Raw genomic sequence first — 15,603 nt, forward strand, 5'->3', positions numbered from 1 at the left:
ATAGTAAGTCCTCTTTTTAGGAGGGGATTAAGAGGTTAAGGAATCCGTTCTAAGTTTCTTAAGATACCTTATCATATTCTCTTCATCTATTTGGTTATATTCATATGAAAGACTGTCTGCAACAAAAACTGCTGCAGTATGGAAAAGTTCACAGGAATGAAATACGGATTCCCAAAGGTTATGATAGTCGGAATAGGTAAGTTCATATAATTCGTAAAGCTCCCCTGGCAGGTATTTCTTAAAATATTTGCCCCACATTCCCACAGATACTTTAAAACCGGTCTGCACACCAATATACCATTCCAGCATTTTATCCAGCTCGGCGTGGACTGTCTCATGATACATTCTCATGGCATAGGGCATCTGATCTCTTACCATAGCCTTGGCAACATTGTTAAGGCACCACCAGAATTCATTGCAGCAGCCGTCATACCAGTTCTTTGAAGGCTTCTTGACCCAGTAACCGCTGTCGTTTGACGGGGGAACGGCAGGAAGGAGATTGTCCTTATCCAACAGGGGGATGGTTAAGGTGTCAAGGGTATATTCTTCCTCCGTCACTTCTTTAATCTGTATATGCAAATCAATACGGTTGCCGTCTAAAAAAAGCATCAGCCAGCCATAGGAGCGGCTGTAATCAACATCCATACCAAATCCCAGGTCATTGGAGTCAGGCTCTTGTACCATGGCAAGTTCTCCAAACTTTTCTATCCAGTTTCTATCTTCCAGAAAGGAAGCCGTTTCTGTGACAACATATACAATATCGTAATCCTGGTAGTTGTCCCTCGTTACATTGGGGTTTGTTCTGGAACCGTTCATGTAAACAGCCCGTATACGCTCATCTTCTTTGGCAATTCCAAGAATCAAACCAAACATTTCATCTTCTGATCGCATGATTTGTAACCTCCGAGTTTGTATTTGTCTATCAGATCCCGGTTAGGAAGCCGGAATTGGGCGATAGAGTTCAAAAATAAGATAATTTCTATAAGCAGGATATGGGATAATACAGTTCACACTCGCAGTAGTGTTTATTGCATCTGGAATAATCCACATATTCGAAGTGGAACAGTTCCTCTAAATCAAACTTCACTGTCGGTGCCCAGGTGCCTAAAATATACTTCCAGATATCACGTAAAGACAGGGAGGAAAGTTCCTCAGGGCAATGTGGGCCCATATACTTAAAGACACCGTATTTATGTGTTTTGATGTGTTGTACTTTCATGCCAGGGGGAAGAATACTGTTCTGGTCCACCATAAGGGAAGGCTGATAATAGGTAAAAGTGGCCTGCTCCTTCGGAATTGTTGTTAAGCCTATGTATATATCTCTTTTGACAGGGTTTGCAATGAGGAGTCTGTGATTATAGAAGAAATCAATCCCATATCTTGTTGCAGTCTGGTTAAGTCGGTTATCTTCTATATCGATGATAAATTCATGTCCGGCAATTTTAAATGCCGGCAATACCGTAACAGAGCGAAAGAACATAAGCCCTTCTCCGGCTTTATTCATAAAATCCGCATTGAAGCGGTCCAGGATCGATAAGGGGGTAGGATTTCTTCGCCATTTGGACGGAGTGGCACCGAATTCTTCCTTAAACAGCCTGCTGTAAGTATGATCGCAGCCGAAGGTGTATTTGGAGGATATAAATTCGATGCTGTTATATTCACTGATTAAGTCCTTTAAGGAGCAGGCTATTCTTCTTCTGCGTACGTATTCCATAAGCCCGGTTCCGGTAGCGCCTTTCCAGATTCGAAGCAAGTGGAACTTTGATACATTCACATTCTCCGAGATATCATCCAGACTCAATTCTTTTAGAAGATTCTCCTCGATATAGTCCGTTGTAGCCTTTATGACGGCAAGCAGATAATTATCCATGAATTCCCTCATCCCAGCAATTTTTGTCCGTTTTTTCCTGTAACAGAATAGTATAATTATACCACATTTGAGAATGAGAACAAGCGTTTTGATGGAAGATTTTTATAGTTATTTTATAGGTTCTTTCGATATGAAAGGAGGAAGAAAGAGAATGGGGAATATTAAGCCTGAAGTGCAGGAGAAATACAATAAGGCAGTGGAAAGCTTTGTTATGAATATTAAGAGCGACCCTAACGTGATTGCGGTAATTGTATGCGGAAGTCTGGCCTATGATGTGGTATGGGAGAAGAGTGATATCGACACTACGGTCATTGTCAGGGATCAGGTGCTTAAAAAGGCTTCCTACTGCATTGCAGAGGATGATATTGTAATTAATGTAAATCTGATCACCCGGAGTGATTTTAAAAGGGGCTTTGAGAGGATGAAGGGCGGAAGTTTCCTGCAATCCTATTACTCAAGGGGGAAGATGGTTTTTACTTCAGATGAAAGCCTTAAGGACTATTTTGAAGAAATGAAAATCATGGACAGGGGAGATGTGAATTTATTCTTATTCTATGCCGCCTGCGAGCTTGTGGGGATTTCTGAAAAATGCCAGAAGTGGATAGAGGTAAAGGATAATCCTCTTTATGCCCAGTATTATCTGTTAAAGGCAGCAGATGTTATCGCCCGGATGGAAGTCTGCAAGACAGGAGAGGCTCCAAGCAGGGAAGCTATTCTAAAGGCAGTCACTTTGTCAGAGAAACTTATGGAGCCCTTTTATCAGGAAGCCATGGCGCATCATTTTACGAAAGAAGAGGTAAACAGATGCATTGCCCTTATTGATAACTACCTGGAGGCAAATCTGGACGCGATAAAGGAGCCGGTAATTGACTATATGAAGGACGGGGAGCTAAAGACACTGACCCTGCTTACAAATCATTTTCATACGGATGGGCATTTTATTGTATCCATATTCGATTATCTGGCAGAAAAGGGAATCATTGAGCGGGTATCCCAGACCATAAGGATAACTCCAAAGAGCAGACTGGCGGTTGAAGAGCTTGGGTTCCTTTACATTCCATGAGCATAGAAAAGCTATTCAGAAGTAACTTACATTAGAAGGAAACTGCATTTTAAATGAAAGGAGAAAGCAATGTCAGTCCGTACAACGATTGAAATATCCGGCGCAAAGCAGAATAATCTAAAGAATATATCTGTCGAAATTCCAAGGGACAAGCTGACCGTAATTACCGGTGTATCCGGTTCCGGTAAGTCCTCTCTGGCCTTTGATGTGGTGTATGGGGAGGGGCAGAGAAGATTCTTAGACTCTATCTCCACCTTTGCCAAGAGCCGTATCAGCCAGTTAAAGAAAGCAAAAGTGGACTATGTAAGGGGTCTATCCCCGGTCATAGCCATTGAACAAAAGAAGTCAAACAACAATCCCCGTTCAACGGTAGGTACCGTAACGGATATCAGCGATTATTTAAGATTGCTCTATGCTACTGCGGGAGCAGGAAAATGTCCGGTCTGCGGTAAGCCCTTAAAGCAGCTTTCGGCGGCCCAGATAGCAGAGCATATAACAACTCTTCCTCTTGGGACGGTAGTTGAACTTAGGGCTCCGGTTTATAAAGTCTATGGGGAGGATTACAGTTATACCTTTGATGCGCTTAGGGAAAAAGGGTATAAGAACCTTTTGGTGGATGGGGAGCCCTTTTCCCTTGCAGATAAGAAAGAGCTGGATGAAAGAAAGGAGTATAAGCTGGAGCTGGTCATTGACCGCTTTACCTTAAGGAGTGATAATTACATCCAGATAGCCAAGTCCATTGAAGCGGCAATGCTTTCACTGGAAGAAGATATTATGATAAAGGTGGAGGTTATAGGCGGTGTTTCGGATTCCTTTTATGAGAATTTTGCCTGTACAGAGCACCATTACTTCCTCTGTGATATGCAGCCTTTTCACTTTTCCTTTAATACACCGGCAAGTGCCTGCCGCACCTGTATGGGTGTGGGACTTTCCTATGTGGTAGAACCCAGGTTTTTGGTAGTTGCACCGGAGAAGAGTATCAACAAAGGAGCTCTAAAGAACACGGTCTATAATACCTCGGGAAAGGACAGTTACCGCACGGTAATTATGTACAGCCTGTCCCAGAAATACGGCTTTAGCCTGGATACTCCCTTTCACGAACTGTCGGAAGAAATCTATGATATTCTTTTTTATGGCACCAAAGGAGAGCCGGTCGAGATGCTCCAGCCGCCTTTTTCCACTAAAAAGAACTGGATTATAGGAAGAGAACGTCCTTTCTGGGGATTTGTCCATGAACTGGAAAGCTGGTATAAGCATTATATCCGCAAATCTTCCACTACAGAGGCCTTTGAGCCAAACTTTATCAAGGAATGCATGATTGAGAAGATATGTCCTGAATGCAGCGGAGCAAGGCTTAAGAAGCAGCGCCTCCTGATAACCGTAGGCGGAAAGAATATTGATGAACTAAGCCGCATGCAGCTGCCGGAACTTCTCGAATTCTTAAACGGCCTGTCTTTTGAAGAAGAAGTACAGGATGTGGCAGCCTCCATTATCCGTGAGATTACTGTCAGGCTAAAGCTTTTAATTGACATAGGACTTCATTATATCAGTTTAAGCCGCAGAAGCGACAGCATATCAGGCGGTGAGATGCAAAGGATTAAGATGTCGACCCAGATAAGCAGTGAACTGATGGGGATGCTTTATGTTATGGACGAGCCAAGCATCGGACTTCATCCGAGAGACTCCTTTAAGGTCATTGAAACCATGAGGAAGCTGCGGGATATCGGAAATACGGTAATCGTGGTAGAGCATGACCTGGATACGATTAAAAGTGCGGACCACATTATTGAAATCGGCCCCGGTCCCGGTATCCACGGCGGAAATGTAGTAGCCCAGGGAACGGTAGAAGATATTATGGCAGAGAAGACTTCCGTAACCGGGAAATATCTGTCGGGAGAGGCTAGAATAGAGATTCCGGTAAAACGCAGAAATCTGGGAGATGATTTTCTTTCCATACAGGGAGCCAGAGAAAACAATTTAAAAAATGTAGACCTTGATATTCCTCTTGGAGTATTTGTATGCGTAACAGGTGTTTCCGGCTCCGGTAAGAGTTCTCTGATAAATGAAATTCTGTATAAGCAGCTTAAGATTGACATGACAGGAGCCAGGATTGTGGCGGGAGAGCACGATTTCCTGTTTGGTGCCGGCTTAATTAACAATATCATTAACATCGACCAGGCGCCCATCGGCAGAAATTCCAAGTCTAATCCGGCTACCTATATCGGAATCTATGATAAGATCAGAGAATTGTTTGCAGCGCAGCCGGAGGCAATGGAGAAAGGCTATCAGGCTATTGACTTTAGCCTGACCCATGCGGGAGGAACCCGCTGTGAGCACTGCTCGGGAGATGGCATCATTGTAACAAATCTGCAATTCATGGCAGATATCGAAACCATATGTCCTATCTGCAAGGGAATGCGCTTTAGCGAAGAAGGGCTGGAAGTGAAATATCACGGCAAGAGTATCGCACAGGTACTGGATATGACCGTGGAGGAAGCCTGTGAATTCTTTAAGGACAATACCTACCTAAAGCATAAACTTGGCATTATGAATGAACTGGGGCTGGGATATATGTGTCTTGGACAGAGTTCCACGACACTCTCCGGCGGCGAAGCACAGAGGGTAAAGCTTGCCTATGAATTATCTAAAATTAAGAAGGGGGCACATAACCTTTATATTCTGGATGAGCCCACTACCGGCCTTCATTTGTCCGATATCCAGAAGCTCTTATTAAGCTTAAATAAGCTGGTGGATAAGGGACATTCGGTTATTGTGATTGAACATCACCTGGATGTCATAAAGTCAGCGGATTATATTATTGATATGGGTCCGGAGGGCGGCAGCAAGGGGGGCTACGTAGTTGCCGAAGGAACACCGGAGCAGATTATTAAGGCAGAGAACTCCTATACCGGAAGGTATTTAAAGGAAGTAATAGGAGCTGTATAACAGCTCCTATTCTACCGATTTTAAAGATTCAACCATATCAATTTTTCTAAGATTAAAATAAGTAGTAATCTGCATAATCACAGAAAAGACAATCGTGATTAAAAAAGTCCATAGGAAGCTTAAACCCTTGATGGATTTAAAATATACAAACTCGTCTCTTTCTATGATTCCTATTACAAAATGATGTAATCCGATACCTAAGAGAAGTCCGGCAGCGATGCTGATTAAGGTCAGAAGAAAGGCCTCCCGGTAAATATATTCGTTTGTTTCCATATCGTTAAAGCCAAGAACTTTTAAAGTGGCAATCTCACGCTTCCTCTCACTGATGTTAATAGACGTCAGATTGTAAAGCACAATCACCACTAAGAGGCAGGATACAAAGACAAGCAGAAGGACAACACTGTTTAAGCTGCTGTTTTCCTTTAGAGCCCGCGACAGGATATCATCCGTAAAGGTTACATTCACCACGAGATTGCTGTCAAGCAGGCTTTTGGCAAGTGTGCTTTTGTCTCCCTTGTAACCTGAAACAATCATATTATAGGAAAGATCTTTTTGAAATATCCTGGTATAAAGGCCTTTGCTGATATAGATATAATTTTTTAAATAATTTTCTGCAATATCGGAAACAGGCAAAGCAAAGGAATTATTATCGGAGTCTTTTATTTTTAAAATATCACCCTTTTTTATCTTGTAAATGGTGGCGATTTTCTCTGAAATAATAACTCCGGTATCATTTAAGCCGGCAGTATTTCCTGTCTTATAGTTCTTAAGATTGTAGTAGCCGGGGAAAATTTCCTCATCCTGCGGTACGATTAAATAGGCATCCAGTTCCTTCTTTTTCGACTGGCAGGTAACAGATGTCTGCTTTATCAATAAGGGATTTGTAATGTCATCCTCCAGGTTTATGGTATCATCTTTTAGTACAATCATATCGCTGTACCGGAAGATATCCCCATACTGTTTCTCTGCTATACCGTTGAAACTGTCTTTGATACCAAAACCTGTGAGCAGCAATGCCGTACAGCCGGCTATCCCGATGATTGTCATAAAGACTCTGGGTTTATAGCGAAAGATATTACGCATGGTTACCTTCCAGGTAAAGGAAAGGTGTTTCCAGATAAAACCGACTTTCTCAAGCAGGATAATCTGGCCTTTCTTAGGCGGAACCGGACGCATCAGGGCGGCAGGACGTTCTTTTAATTCATGATGGCAAAAGGCAGCAGTTACAATGGTCATAAGCAGTATGGCAACAGCCAGAATGGAAAATAAGCTTATGGCATCAAATTGCAGAATTAACGGCGGCAGGTTATAAGGAAAACAGTTGTAGACGATTTTCGGAATGACAGTACAGCCAATAAAATATCCGCTGATACTGCCCAAAACCGTAGCAGACAGAACATAAAGGAGGTAGGTTGTTACGATGCTTTTGTCATGAAAGCCTAAAGAAGCTAAGGTACCAAGCTCTGCGCGCTCTTCTGCAATCATGCGCCCCATAGTATTGGAAGTCATTAGCACAACAATCAGCATAAAAAATATGGGAATGATTACAGCAATCTGTTTAATGGTATTGGCAGCGGCTTTTAAATCATCATACCCGTTAACAACATTGTTTCGCTCCAGAATGGTCCATTTGGGCTTTTCGATTTCCGAAAGTTTATCCCTGGCATCCTGCAGCTTATTTTCTGCGTCGGCTATCTTGGTTTGGAATTCCTTTAAGTTCTTATTGTATTCGTCATATCCGTCCTTTAGTTTTTCATCATTTAGGGTAAGTTCTTCCTCACCTTTTTTTATTTGTTCTTTGGCACTTTCAATCCGGGTGTTAAATTCAGCAATCCCCTGATTTAACTCTTTTTCCTTTGCTGCAAGGCTCTTAATGGACTCATTTAGTGTAACAAGTCCCTTATAGGAAGCAGAATGGCCTTGAATCTGTGATTTAAGCTGCTGATATTCGGCACTGTCTTTGGGAAGTTTGCTTTGCTTGGCCTTTAAGATTTCAAGAGCCGTGTTTAGCTCTGTTATTTTGCCCTCCAGTTCATTTTCCTTCATGCCGTATTTTTTTAAGGTAGAATCAATATTACTCCAGCCGTCTGCAATCTTTTCCTTTGCATCTTTAAAAGCAGCATTCTGAGTAGTAATAGTTTGGTTTAGGTCTGATTCCTTCTTTGACAGTTCTTCTTTGGCATCACTTAATTTTGAGGTATTTTCATCAAGGGTATTCTTAGCATCGGATAGCTTTTTTTCGCCCTTTGTTTTTTCCTCTTCAAAATCCTTTTGGTTTTTTTGAATTTCGTTGTTTGCCTTATCGTAAATCTCCTGATATCTGGCGCTTTCCCTTGCCGGTTTTATACTTTCAATTTCGGTTTGAAGTGCTGAAATGATATCTTTGTATTCTTCAGAAAAAGCATTGAGATTCTTCGTACCTGCGGCTTGTATATTGATAAGAGTATACACATCCAGGATAAAATTCTCTTTCTTTACATAGAAATAGGAATAGAGCTTTCCGTCACCGACAGTAGTACTTCCGTAATCATCCGATAAAAAAAGAGGCGTTTTTACGGTACCCACAACGGTAAATTCGGTGTTCTTAAGATTGTCACTTTCATCGCTGGTTATCTTGATTTTATCACCGATTTTATAGTGCTTATTGTCGGCGGCACATTCGGTTTCACTTTCAGGCATACGGCCTTCCAACAGCTTTACAGTATTAACCTCTTCCTCGATTGCCTGAATCCTTAAGGCTTTTCCCTGCTCCAGCACATCAAGAGAATAGCTTGGTGTAACGGAACTTACGTTTTTTAAGGCTTTTAGGGCATCCGCATCCTCTGCGGTCAATCCCAAAGTACTTACTATTTGAAAATTCATTAATTTTTGGGACTGCATATAACTGCTTAAGGAGGAGGTAATGTCCGGGACACTTTCCTTTATTCCGGCAAAGAAGCCTACTCCTACCAGTACAATTAGAAAGAGGGAGAGGAATCTTCCTATTGATTTTTTTATTTTAATCAGAGTATTTTTATACAGCACGTTTATCACCACACAATTTCACTTGGATTTTTAGGGTTCTCATTGAGAATAACATGATTTACGGTTCCGTTTTTAATATGGATGACCTTGTCGGCGATATCTGCCAGCACTGCATTGTGGGTTATGATAATAGTTGTTGTCCCCATTGTTTTGCAGGTATTTTGAAGCAGCTCGATAATTAGCTGACCGGTGGTGCTGTCAAGAGCTCCGGTAGGTTCATCGCATAATAAAAGCTTGGGATTCTTGGCAATTGCCCTTGCAATAGCAACCCGCTGCTGTTCACCGCCTGAGAGCTGTGCCGGGAAATTATTCATACGGTCGGATAGGCCGACCCGTTCCAGGATAGTTTTTGGGTCAAGGGAATCCCGGCATATCTGGCAGGCAAGTTCTACATTTTCAAGGGCTGTCAGATTTGCTACCAGGTTGTAGAACTGAAAGACGAAGCCGATATCATTGCGCCGGTAGTTTACAAGATTTTTTTTATTGTATTTGTGAACCTCATTATTGTCCACCAGGATGCCGCCGCCGCTTGGACTGTCCATACCGCCTAAAAGGTTTAGGACGGTAGTTTTTCCCGCGCCTGAGGGGCCAAGTATAACAACCAGTTCTCCCTTTTCTACCGTAAAAGAACAGTCCTTTACTGCGGTTATGGTCACATCTCCCACTGTATATTCCTTTTTTATATTTGTTAGCTCAATAAAAGCCATGTATATTCCTCCATGAATTCGTTGTGTATATTATTAGACAAGGTGTTGAATACCTATCCTTGATATAGTATACTGACGGCATGTAATTAATTCAACAAGCAAAAATTTGAGAAATGAAAATTAGACAACAGATTTTATAAATGTGTTGGGAAAGTAACAAATAAAATTCAAAATGGGGATGAAGAGGATGATATGAAAGAAAAGAAAAACGACAGGCGGGTAAGGTACACGATCATGGTTATTAGGCAGAGCTTTGTAAAATTATTAAAGACAAAGCCCATTGCAAAAATCACAATCAAGGAAATCTGCGAGGAGGCAGATATCAACAGAGCCACATTCTATGCTCATTATCAGGATCAGTATGACTTGCTGCAGCAGATAGAGGATGATATCATTGACAACATCAATCAGTATCTGGGCAGCTATGATTTAAGAAATGCCCATGAGGTGCCGGTTGAAATGCTTGATAAAATATTAGAATACATAAAAGAAAATTCAGAAATATTTGATGTACTTTTAAACTCCAGCGGAGATATTAAATTTCAGCAGGAAGTTACCAATATAATCGGGAGACAGCACTTTGCGTTGCAGACAGCAAAAGAGGATGATGCCGAATATGTATATCTGTTTTATGCCAATGGCTGTATCGGTGTTATATTAAAATGGTTAAAAGACGGAATGAAGAAACCGGTAAAGGAAATAACCGAATTGATACTGGGGCTATCTTCCAATGGTGTGGAAAACTTTAAGGGATGTTAGGTGTTCGGCTTGACAGAAAATGAAAAGGAGTAAAGAATCACATGCAAAGTGCGAAAATAAACAGGGAATATGAGGATTCCGGCTATCAGGAGGCATATCCCTCCTTTACAGAATCGGTAATGATGCTTACGATGAAGGACGGAATTAACCTTAAGACATATATCTACAGACCTGCGGATAAAGAGAACAGGCTGCCGGATAATTCTATACCTGCTATCCTGGTGCGAAGCTGCTATCCTTCGCAGATGGAGGCTTATAAAAGCCACGGTGAAAACCTGGCCAAAAGGGGATATGCCTTTATTCTGCAATTTTGCAGAGGAACGGGAGGTTCTGAAGGAGAGTGGGTTCCGAATGTAAAGGAAAGAGAGGATGGGCTTGTAACCGTTAACTGGCTGAATGAACAGAGTTGGGTGGATGCAATCGGCTACTGGGGGAATTCCTATCTGGCCTTAACAGGCTGGGCCATAGCGGATATGGTTCCGGAAAAAGTAAAAGGAATGTGCCTGACCCATTATGGTACGGACCGCTTCTATTCCGCTTATGAAAAAGGAATGTTCCGTCAGGATGTACTTACCTCCTGGGCTATGGACAATGCCGGGTTTCCGGTTACGGCGGATTACCTGGAATCCTTAAAATATATGCCCCAGGCAGAGGTGGATGAAAAGCTGTGGGGAGGACGCCTTGACTGGTACAGAGAGTGGATTCTGAATACCCACAGAGAAGATGAGTACTGGCAGCAGGGATTTTGGAAAGAATTATATGAAATACCCTCCAAGGTAGAGGTTCCCTTATATATACGGAGCGGCTGGTATGATCACCACCATGGAAGCTCGATGCATACGTGGGATAATCTCGCACAGGAGGCAAAGGAAAAGTCCTGGCTGGATATCGGCGGTTGGAATCATTCCTTTCATTCCTGCCTTGAGGACTGTAAGACAGAGAACAGCAGGAACAGTGAAATCTTTGCTATCCTTGAATGGTTTGAGCTGGTTTTAAAGAGGAAAGAGACTCCCAAACAGCGGATTCGTACATACGCTATAGCTGCTGATTGTTGGCTTGAGAATAAAATATGGCCGGAAGAACCGGATAAGGTTCTTACCTGGTATCTGGGAAATCGTACACAGGAAGAACAAAAGAAAGAAATAGGCGGAACTCTTCAAATAGAAGCAGAAAAAGCAGAAGGGGAATTCACCTATGAATATGACCCGGATAACCCTGTGATTTCTAAAGGCGCAGAATCCCTCCTAAAAAATATGGCTCATAACGGAAGCTTAAAACAGCCTAAGGCAGGCAGACGGGCTGATGTTTTAAGTTTTCTATCGAAACCGATAGAAGAGAATATTCTGATCAGCGGAAAAATGAAGGCAATACTCTATGTATCTTCGGACTGCCCGGATACGGCCTTTACTGTTAAAATTATGGAAGTCAGGGAAAATGGGGATGCCTACAGTATCCGTTCTTCTATCACAGACCTTTGCTATGATATCGGACATACTTATGAGCCGGGGACAGCGGTGGAAGTTTCCGTTGATATGTGGGATATCGTCTATGAATTGCAGAAAGGCTCCGTACTGCGGATTGATATATCCTCCTCTGACTTTCCGCAGTATCATATTCACAGTAATTATGCCGGGAATTGGGCACTGGCCACGAAGCGCCAAAAAGCCATGCAAAAGATATACAGCGGGAAAGTTTATGCTTCAAGGCTTGAAATACCTGTAAAAATTACGGACTGCAAGTGAATTTGCGATATGCATGGGGGTTAAAATGCGAAATTTAAAAAATGATTTTGCCGAATCTGTAAAGAAGATGCTGGACAGTAAGACCCTGGATAAGATAACTGTCACAGACATTGTGAATGATTGCAAGGTTTCCAGGCAGGCATTTTATTATCATTTCAGTGATATTTATGACATCGTTGAATGGATTTTTAAGCAGGAAACGGAATATGCCCTGGAAAAGCACCAGAATATAGACACCTGGCAGATTGGTTATTGCAATCTGTTAAATTGGCTTAGGGATAACCGCTCTCTTGTAACGAATACCTATAAGTCCATCCAGCGTGAATATATTGAGAATTTTATGTACAATGTACTGTTTAACCATATCAATCAGGTGGTGGAAGATCAGGCAAAGGGATTTAATGTAAGCAAATACCAGAAGGAATTTGTGACGAAATATTTTACGCTGGCATTCAGCGCTATCGCTTTGGACTGGATACGTAATGGGATGAAGGAAGAACCGCAAAAAATCGTAAAGAATATTGAGGTACTGGTCAGAGGGGATTTTAAGAAGGCCCTGGAAAAGATGCATGCTGAAAATATGCTTTACAGATAACCGATGGTGTAAATTGTACTTTATGAATTCGAGGTATATATTGAGATTATAATATTTCGAAGGAGGTATTTGTACATGTATTATACAAATGGTAATTATGCGGCTTTTTCAAAACCTTTAAAATCCAGCACCGCTGACGGCAAAAAGGCATATTTAGTCGGCGGAGGGCTGGCAGCGTTGTCCGCGGCAGCCTTTCTGATCAGAGATGGACATATGGAGGGCAAAAACATATGTATTTTGGAAGAATTGTCTCTGCCCGGCGGTGGCTGCGATGGTATCAAGGACGACAACAGAGGATTTATCATCCGCGGAGGACGGGAAATGGAGGACCATTTCGAGTGCCTGTGGGATTTATACCGCTCTGTTCCATCACTTGAACTGGAGAATGCATCCGTGTTAGATGAATTTTATTGGCTGAACCAGTCTGACCCTTCCAGTTCCCCCGTAAGAGTAACGGTAAATCAGGGAAAGGATGCCGGTACTTTGCACAAATTCACGCTAAGTGACACAGCAGCTATGGAACTTTCCAAACTGGTGCTTATACCGGAAGAGGCACTTGATGATAAAAAGATTACAGATGTATTCAGTGAGGATTTCTTTGCTTCGAATTTCTGGCTGTTCTGGCGTTCCATGTTTGCTTTTGAGGAATGGCACAGTGCTATTGAAATGCGCAGGTATCTGACCCGTTTTATCCACCTGACCCATACGCTGACGGATCTTTCCGGTCTGCGTTTTACAAAGTATAACCAGTACGAATCCCTGATACTTCCTCTCGTTAAGTATCTGGAAGCAGAGGGCGTGCAGTTTAGATACGATACAATAGTAACAAACATTGAGTTCGACTGTAAAGCTGATAAAAAGGCGGCAAAGAAAATCATATGTACATCTAAGGGAGAAGATACCGGCATCTTTCTCGCAGAGAGTGATTTAGTGTTCATAACCCTTGGATGTAACACAGAGCAGTCTGGACTTGGGGATGATGACCATCCGGCAGCGGTTCCCGAAGGTATCGGTCCTTCCTGGGAGTTGTGGAAGAACATTGCAGCACAGGATGAAGCGTTTGGAAAACCGGAGAAGTTCTGCGGTGATGTAGCCGGTTCCAATTGGGAATCAGCCACCATAACCTGTCTGGATGATAAAATTCCGGCTTATATTTCAAAACTAACCGGCAGAAATCCCTATAACGGAAGAATTGTAACGGGAGGTCCTATTACCGTAAAAGATTCCTCTTGGCTTATGAGCTGGACGGTAAGCCGGCAGCCTCATTTTAAGGCACAGTCACCTGACCAGATAGCGGCCTGGGTGTACGGCCTGTTCTCTGATGTGAATGGAGATTATGTTAAAAAGCCTATGAAGGACTGCACCGGTACGGAAATTGTGGAAGAATGGTTATACCATATTGGAGTTCCGGCAGAGGAGATTACAGAGCTTGCAAAGAATCACGCACATTGTATTCCCTGTATGATGCCCTATGTCACTTCTTATTTTATGGTAAGAAAAGCAGGCGACAGGCCGGATATCGTTCCAAAAGGCGCTGTGAACTTTGCTTTCATCGGTGAGCATGTGGAAACTCCAAGAGATACGGTATTTACAACGGAATATGCTGTGCGTACCGGTATGGAAGCAGTTTACACGCTCCTTGATGTGGGAAGGGGTGTTCCCGAAGTATTTGGTTCGGCCTTTGATGTACGTATGCTTTTAAAGGCTACTGCAAGTCTTTTGGATGGGAAAAAGCTCAGTGAGATTGCCATGCCGCAGGATAAAAAGATGGCTCTTGGAAACCTTTTAAAAGAAGCTAACGGCACTGTTATATTAAAACTGCTGAAAGAAGCCGGACTTATCTAGTACAATATGCTAAAAGAAGCCGGATAGTATAAAGGGTATTTAAAATTAAGGTACGGGCGGCAGATGAACAGAGAATCTGCCTGCACGTACCTTTTTAAACAGGTGACTATAAGTTTCGGTTGATAAAATCCTTAATGATATCCAGCAATTCATTGCCCCAGAAGGAACCTTCGTGGGGAGCTCCGTCTACACAGATAAGTGTTGCATCGGCGCCTGCATCGGACAGCCTGTGATATATCAGTTCACTCTGGGAGTAATCCACGACAGTGTCTTGGTTGCCTTGCAGAATTAAGAAAGGCGGATAGGTAATTCCCTCTTTTATATGATTCACAGGATTCATTTCTAACAGTTTCTCTAAGTTTTCTTTTGTGTCTTCCCCGCGAAGGGCTGCAAAAAGTGCTTTCGTATCTTCATCCATTTGTGGAATATTTTCTATTACATCAGATAAATCTGTAGGGCCAAAGCAGTCAACAGCCATTTTTACGGAATCTGAAAATTCCGGGTATTCTTCTGTTTTATAACGCTTCTCATCTCCTGTAAGACCTACTAATAAAGCGGTATTGCCGCCGGAGGAAGTTCCCCAGATGCCGACTCTTTTAGGGTCAATCTGATATGTGTCAGCATTTTTTCTAAGAAAACGGATTCCAGTCTTTATGTCCTCTAAATATGCCGGAAAAGGATGTCCGTCAAGACAGTTCCGGTGGGTCAGCGTGGCAACTACATAACCTTCTCTTGCAAATTGTGCCAGCTGAGGCAGTTCATAATAGACATCAGGAAAAGTCCATGCACTGCCCTGTACAAATACAATCAAAGGATATCGGGGCTGTTCTTTTGCAGATTCATCTGCCCAGGGTTTTACAATCTGCATCTTTAAATCGACTCCCTGCCCGGTGGAAAATACAACATCAGGAATCATAACTGCCATGCCTTTTAAGGTCGGGTTGTTTTTTATTACTTTCACTTCTTTGTACGCCATAATAATCCCTTTCCTGAATATAAAATCTTTAATTTGATATTCGCCTGTTACATGTATATTACCATAAAATAGCGGA

General features: G+C 42.4%; 11 protein-coding genes. 6 read left to right on the forward strand and 5 right to left on the reverse strand.

Annotated elements, in window-relative coordinates; all coding sequences use genetic code 11:
• Nucleotides 1–27: 27 nt before the first annotated feature.
• Together BUF11_RS00640 and BUF11_RS00645 are read right to left on the reverse strand one after the other, a co-directional pair.
• On the reverse strand, nucleotides 28–891 hold the full coding sequence (locus BUF11_RS00640; protein WP_073586882.1) for an aminoglycoside 6-adenylyltransferase: 864 nt from the start codon (nucleotides 889–891) through the stop codon (nucleotides 28–30).
• An 88-nt stretch (nucleotides 892–979) separates the two neighbouring features.
• Nucleotides 980–1,870, reverse strand: a complete 891-nt coding sequence (locus BUF11_RS00645; RefSeq protein ID WP_073586883.1) for an AraC family transcriptional regulator — start codon at nucleotides 1,868–1,870, stop codon at nucleotides 980–982.
• Between the two features lie 151 nt (nucleotides 1,871–2,021).
• On the opposite strand from BUF11_RS00645, the gene BUF11_RS00650 reads away from it, so the two are divergent.
• Nucleotides 2,022–2,933 carry a nucleotidyltransferase gene (locus BUF11_RS00650; protein ID WP_073586884.1) on the forward strand — a complete coding sequence of 304 codons (912 nt, stop codon included), beginning with the start codon at nucleotides 2,022–2,024 and terminating at the stop codon, nucleotides 2,931–2,933.
• Between the two features lie 69 nt (nucleotides 2,934–3,002).
• Entirely contained in the window at nucleotides 3,003–5,879 is a 2,877-nt protein-coding gene (gene uvrA / locus BUF11_RS00655) for an excinuclease ABC subunit UvrA (protein WP_073586885.1), read from the forward strand.
• A 6-nt stretch (nucleotides 5,880–5,885) separates the two neighbouring features.
• Here uvrA and BUF11_RS00660 read toward each other — a convergent pair whose 3' ends face one another.
• Both BUF11_RS00660 and BUF11_RS00665 read right to left on the reverse strand, forming a co-directional pair.
• Nucleotides 5,886–8,903: an FtsX-like permease family protein gene (locus BUF11_RS00660; protein WP_084558387.1), complete on the reverse strand. Its 3,018-nt coding sequence runs from the start codon at nucleotides 8,901–8,903 to the stop codon at nucleotides 5,886–5,888.
• A gap of 5 nt (nucleotides 8,904–8,908) precedes the next feature.
• Nucleotides 8,909–9,610 carry an ABC transporter ATP-binding protein gene (locus tag BUF11_RS00665; RefSeq protein ID WP_073586887.1) on the reverse strand — a complete coding sequence of 234 codons (702 nt, stop codon included), beginning with the start codon at nucleotides 9,608–9,610 and terminating at the stop codon, nucleotides 8,909–8,911.
• A 192-nt stretch (nucleotides 9,611–9,802) separates the two neighbouring features.
• Between BUF11_RS00665 and BUF11_RS00670 the strand changes: the two genes are divergently transcribed.
• From BUF11_RS00670 to BUF11_RS00685, 4 genes are all read left to right on the forward strand, one after another.
• Nucleotides 9,803–10,369: a TetR/AcrR family transcriptional regulator gene (locus tag BUF11_RS00670; protein ID WP_073586888.1), complete on the forward strand. Its 567-nt coding sequence runs from the start codon at nucleotides 9,803–9,805 to the stop codon at nucleotides 10,367–10,369.
• A gap of 41 nt (nucleotides 10,370–10,410) precedes the next feature.
• A complete protein-coding gene (locus BUF11_RS00675; RefSeq protein ID WP_073586889.1) occupies nucleotides 10,411–12,111 on the forward strand; it encodes a CocE/NonD family hydrolase in 1,701 nt (566 codons plus the stop codon).
• A gap of 25 nt (nucleotides 12,112–12,136) precedes the next feature.
• On the forward strand, nucleotides 12,137–12,706 hold the full coding sequence (locus tag BUF11_RS00680; protein WP_073586890.1) for a TetR/AcrR family transcriptional regulator: 570 nt from the start codon (nucleotides 12,137–12,139) through the stop codon (nucleotides 12,704–12,706).
• Nucleotides 12,707–12,781: 75 nt separating this feature from the next.
• A complete protein-coding gene (locus tag BUF11_RS00685) occupies nucleotides 12,782–14,551 on the forward strand; it encodes an oleate hydratase (RefSeq protein WP_073586891.1) in 1,770 nt (589 codons plus the stop codon).
• Between the two features lie 106 nt (nucleotides 14,552–14,657).
• On the opposite strand, the gene BUF11_RS00690 is transcribed toward BUF11_RS00685, so the two are convergent.
• Nucleotides 14,658–15,527, reverse strand: coding sequence for an alpha/beta hydrolase (locus BUF11_RS00690; protein ID WP_073586892.1), 870 nt, complete (start codon nucleotides 15,525–15,527; stop codon nucleotides 14,658–14,660).
• Nucleotides 15,528–15,603: the final 76 nt, after the last annotated feature.

Origin of the sequence: Anaerocolumna xylanovorans DSM 12503 (genome assembly GCF_900143645.1) — a bacterium.
Taxonomy (GTDB): Bacteria; Bacillota; Clostridia; order Lachnospirales; family Lachnospiraceae; genus Anaerocolumna; species Anaerocolumna xylanovorans.

Coding starts and splice junctions, on each gene's coding strand:
- BUF11_RS00640 (WP_073586882.1), bottom strand. CDS start 891: ATGCGATCAGAAGATGAAATGTTTGGTTTGATTCTTGGAATTGCCAAA.
- BUF11_RS00645 (WP_073586883.1), bottom strand. CDS start 1,870: ATGGATAATTATCTGCTTGCCGTCATAAAGGCTACAACGGACTATATC.
- BUF11_RS00650 (WP_073586884.1), top strand. CDS start 2,022: ATGGGGAATATTAAGCCTGAAGTGCAGGAGAAATACAATAAGGCAGTG.
- uvrA (WP_073586885.1), top strand. CDS start 3,003: ATGTCAGTCCGTACAACGATTGAAATATCCGGCGCAAAGCAGAATAAT.
- BUF11_RS00665 (WP_073586887.1), bottom strand. CDS start 9,610: ATGGCTTTTATTGAGCTAACAAATATAAAAAAGGAATATACAGTGGGA.
- BUF11_RS00670 (WP_073586888.1), top strand. CDS start 9,803: ATGAAAGAAAAGAAAAACGACAGGCGGGTAAGGTACACGATCATGGTT.
- BUF11_RS00675 (WP_073586889.1), top strand. CDS start 10,411: ATGCAAAGTGCGAAAATAAACAGGGAATATGAGGATTCCGGCTATCAG.
- BUF11_RS00680 (WP_073586890.1), top strand. CDS start 12,137: ATGCGAAATTTAAAAAATGATTTTGCCGAATCTGTAAAGAAGATGCTG.
- BUF11_RS00685 (WP_073586891.1), top strand. CDS start 12,782: ATGTATTATACAAATGGTAATTATGCGGCTTTTTCAAAACCTTTAAAA.
- BUF11_RS00690 (WP_073586892.1), bottom strand. CDS start 15,527: ATGGCGTACAAAGAAGTGAAAGTAATAAAAAACAACCCGACCTTAAAA.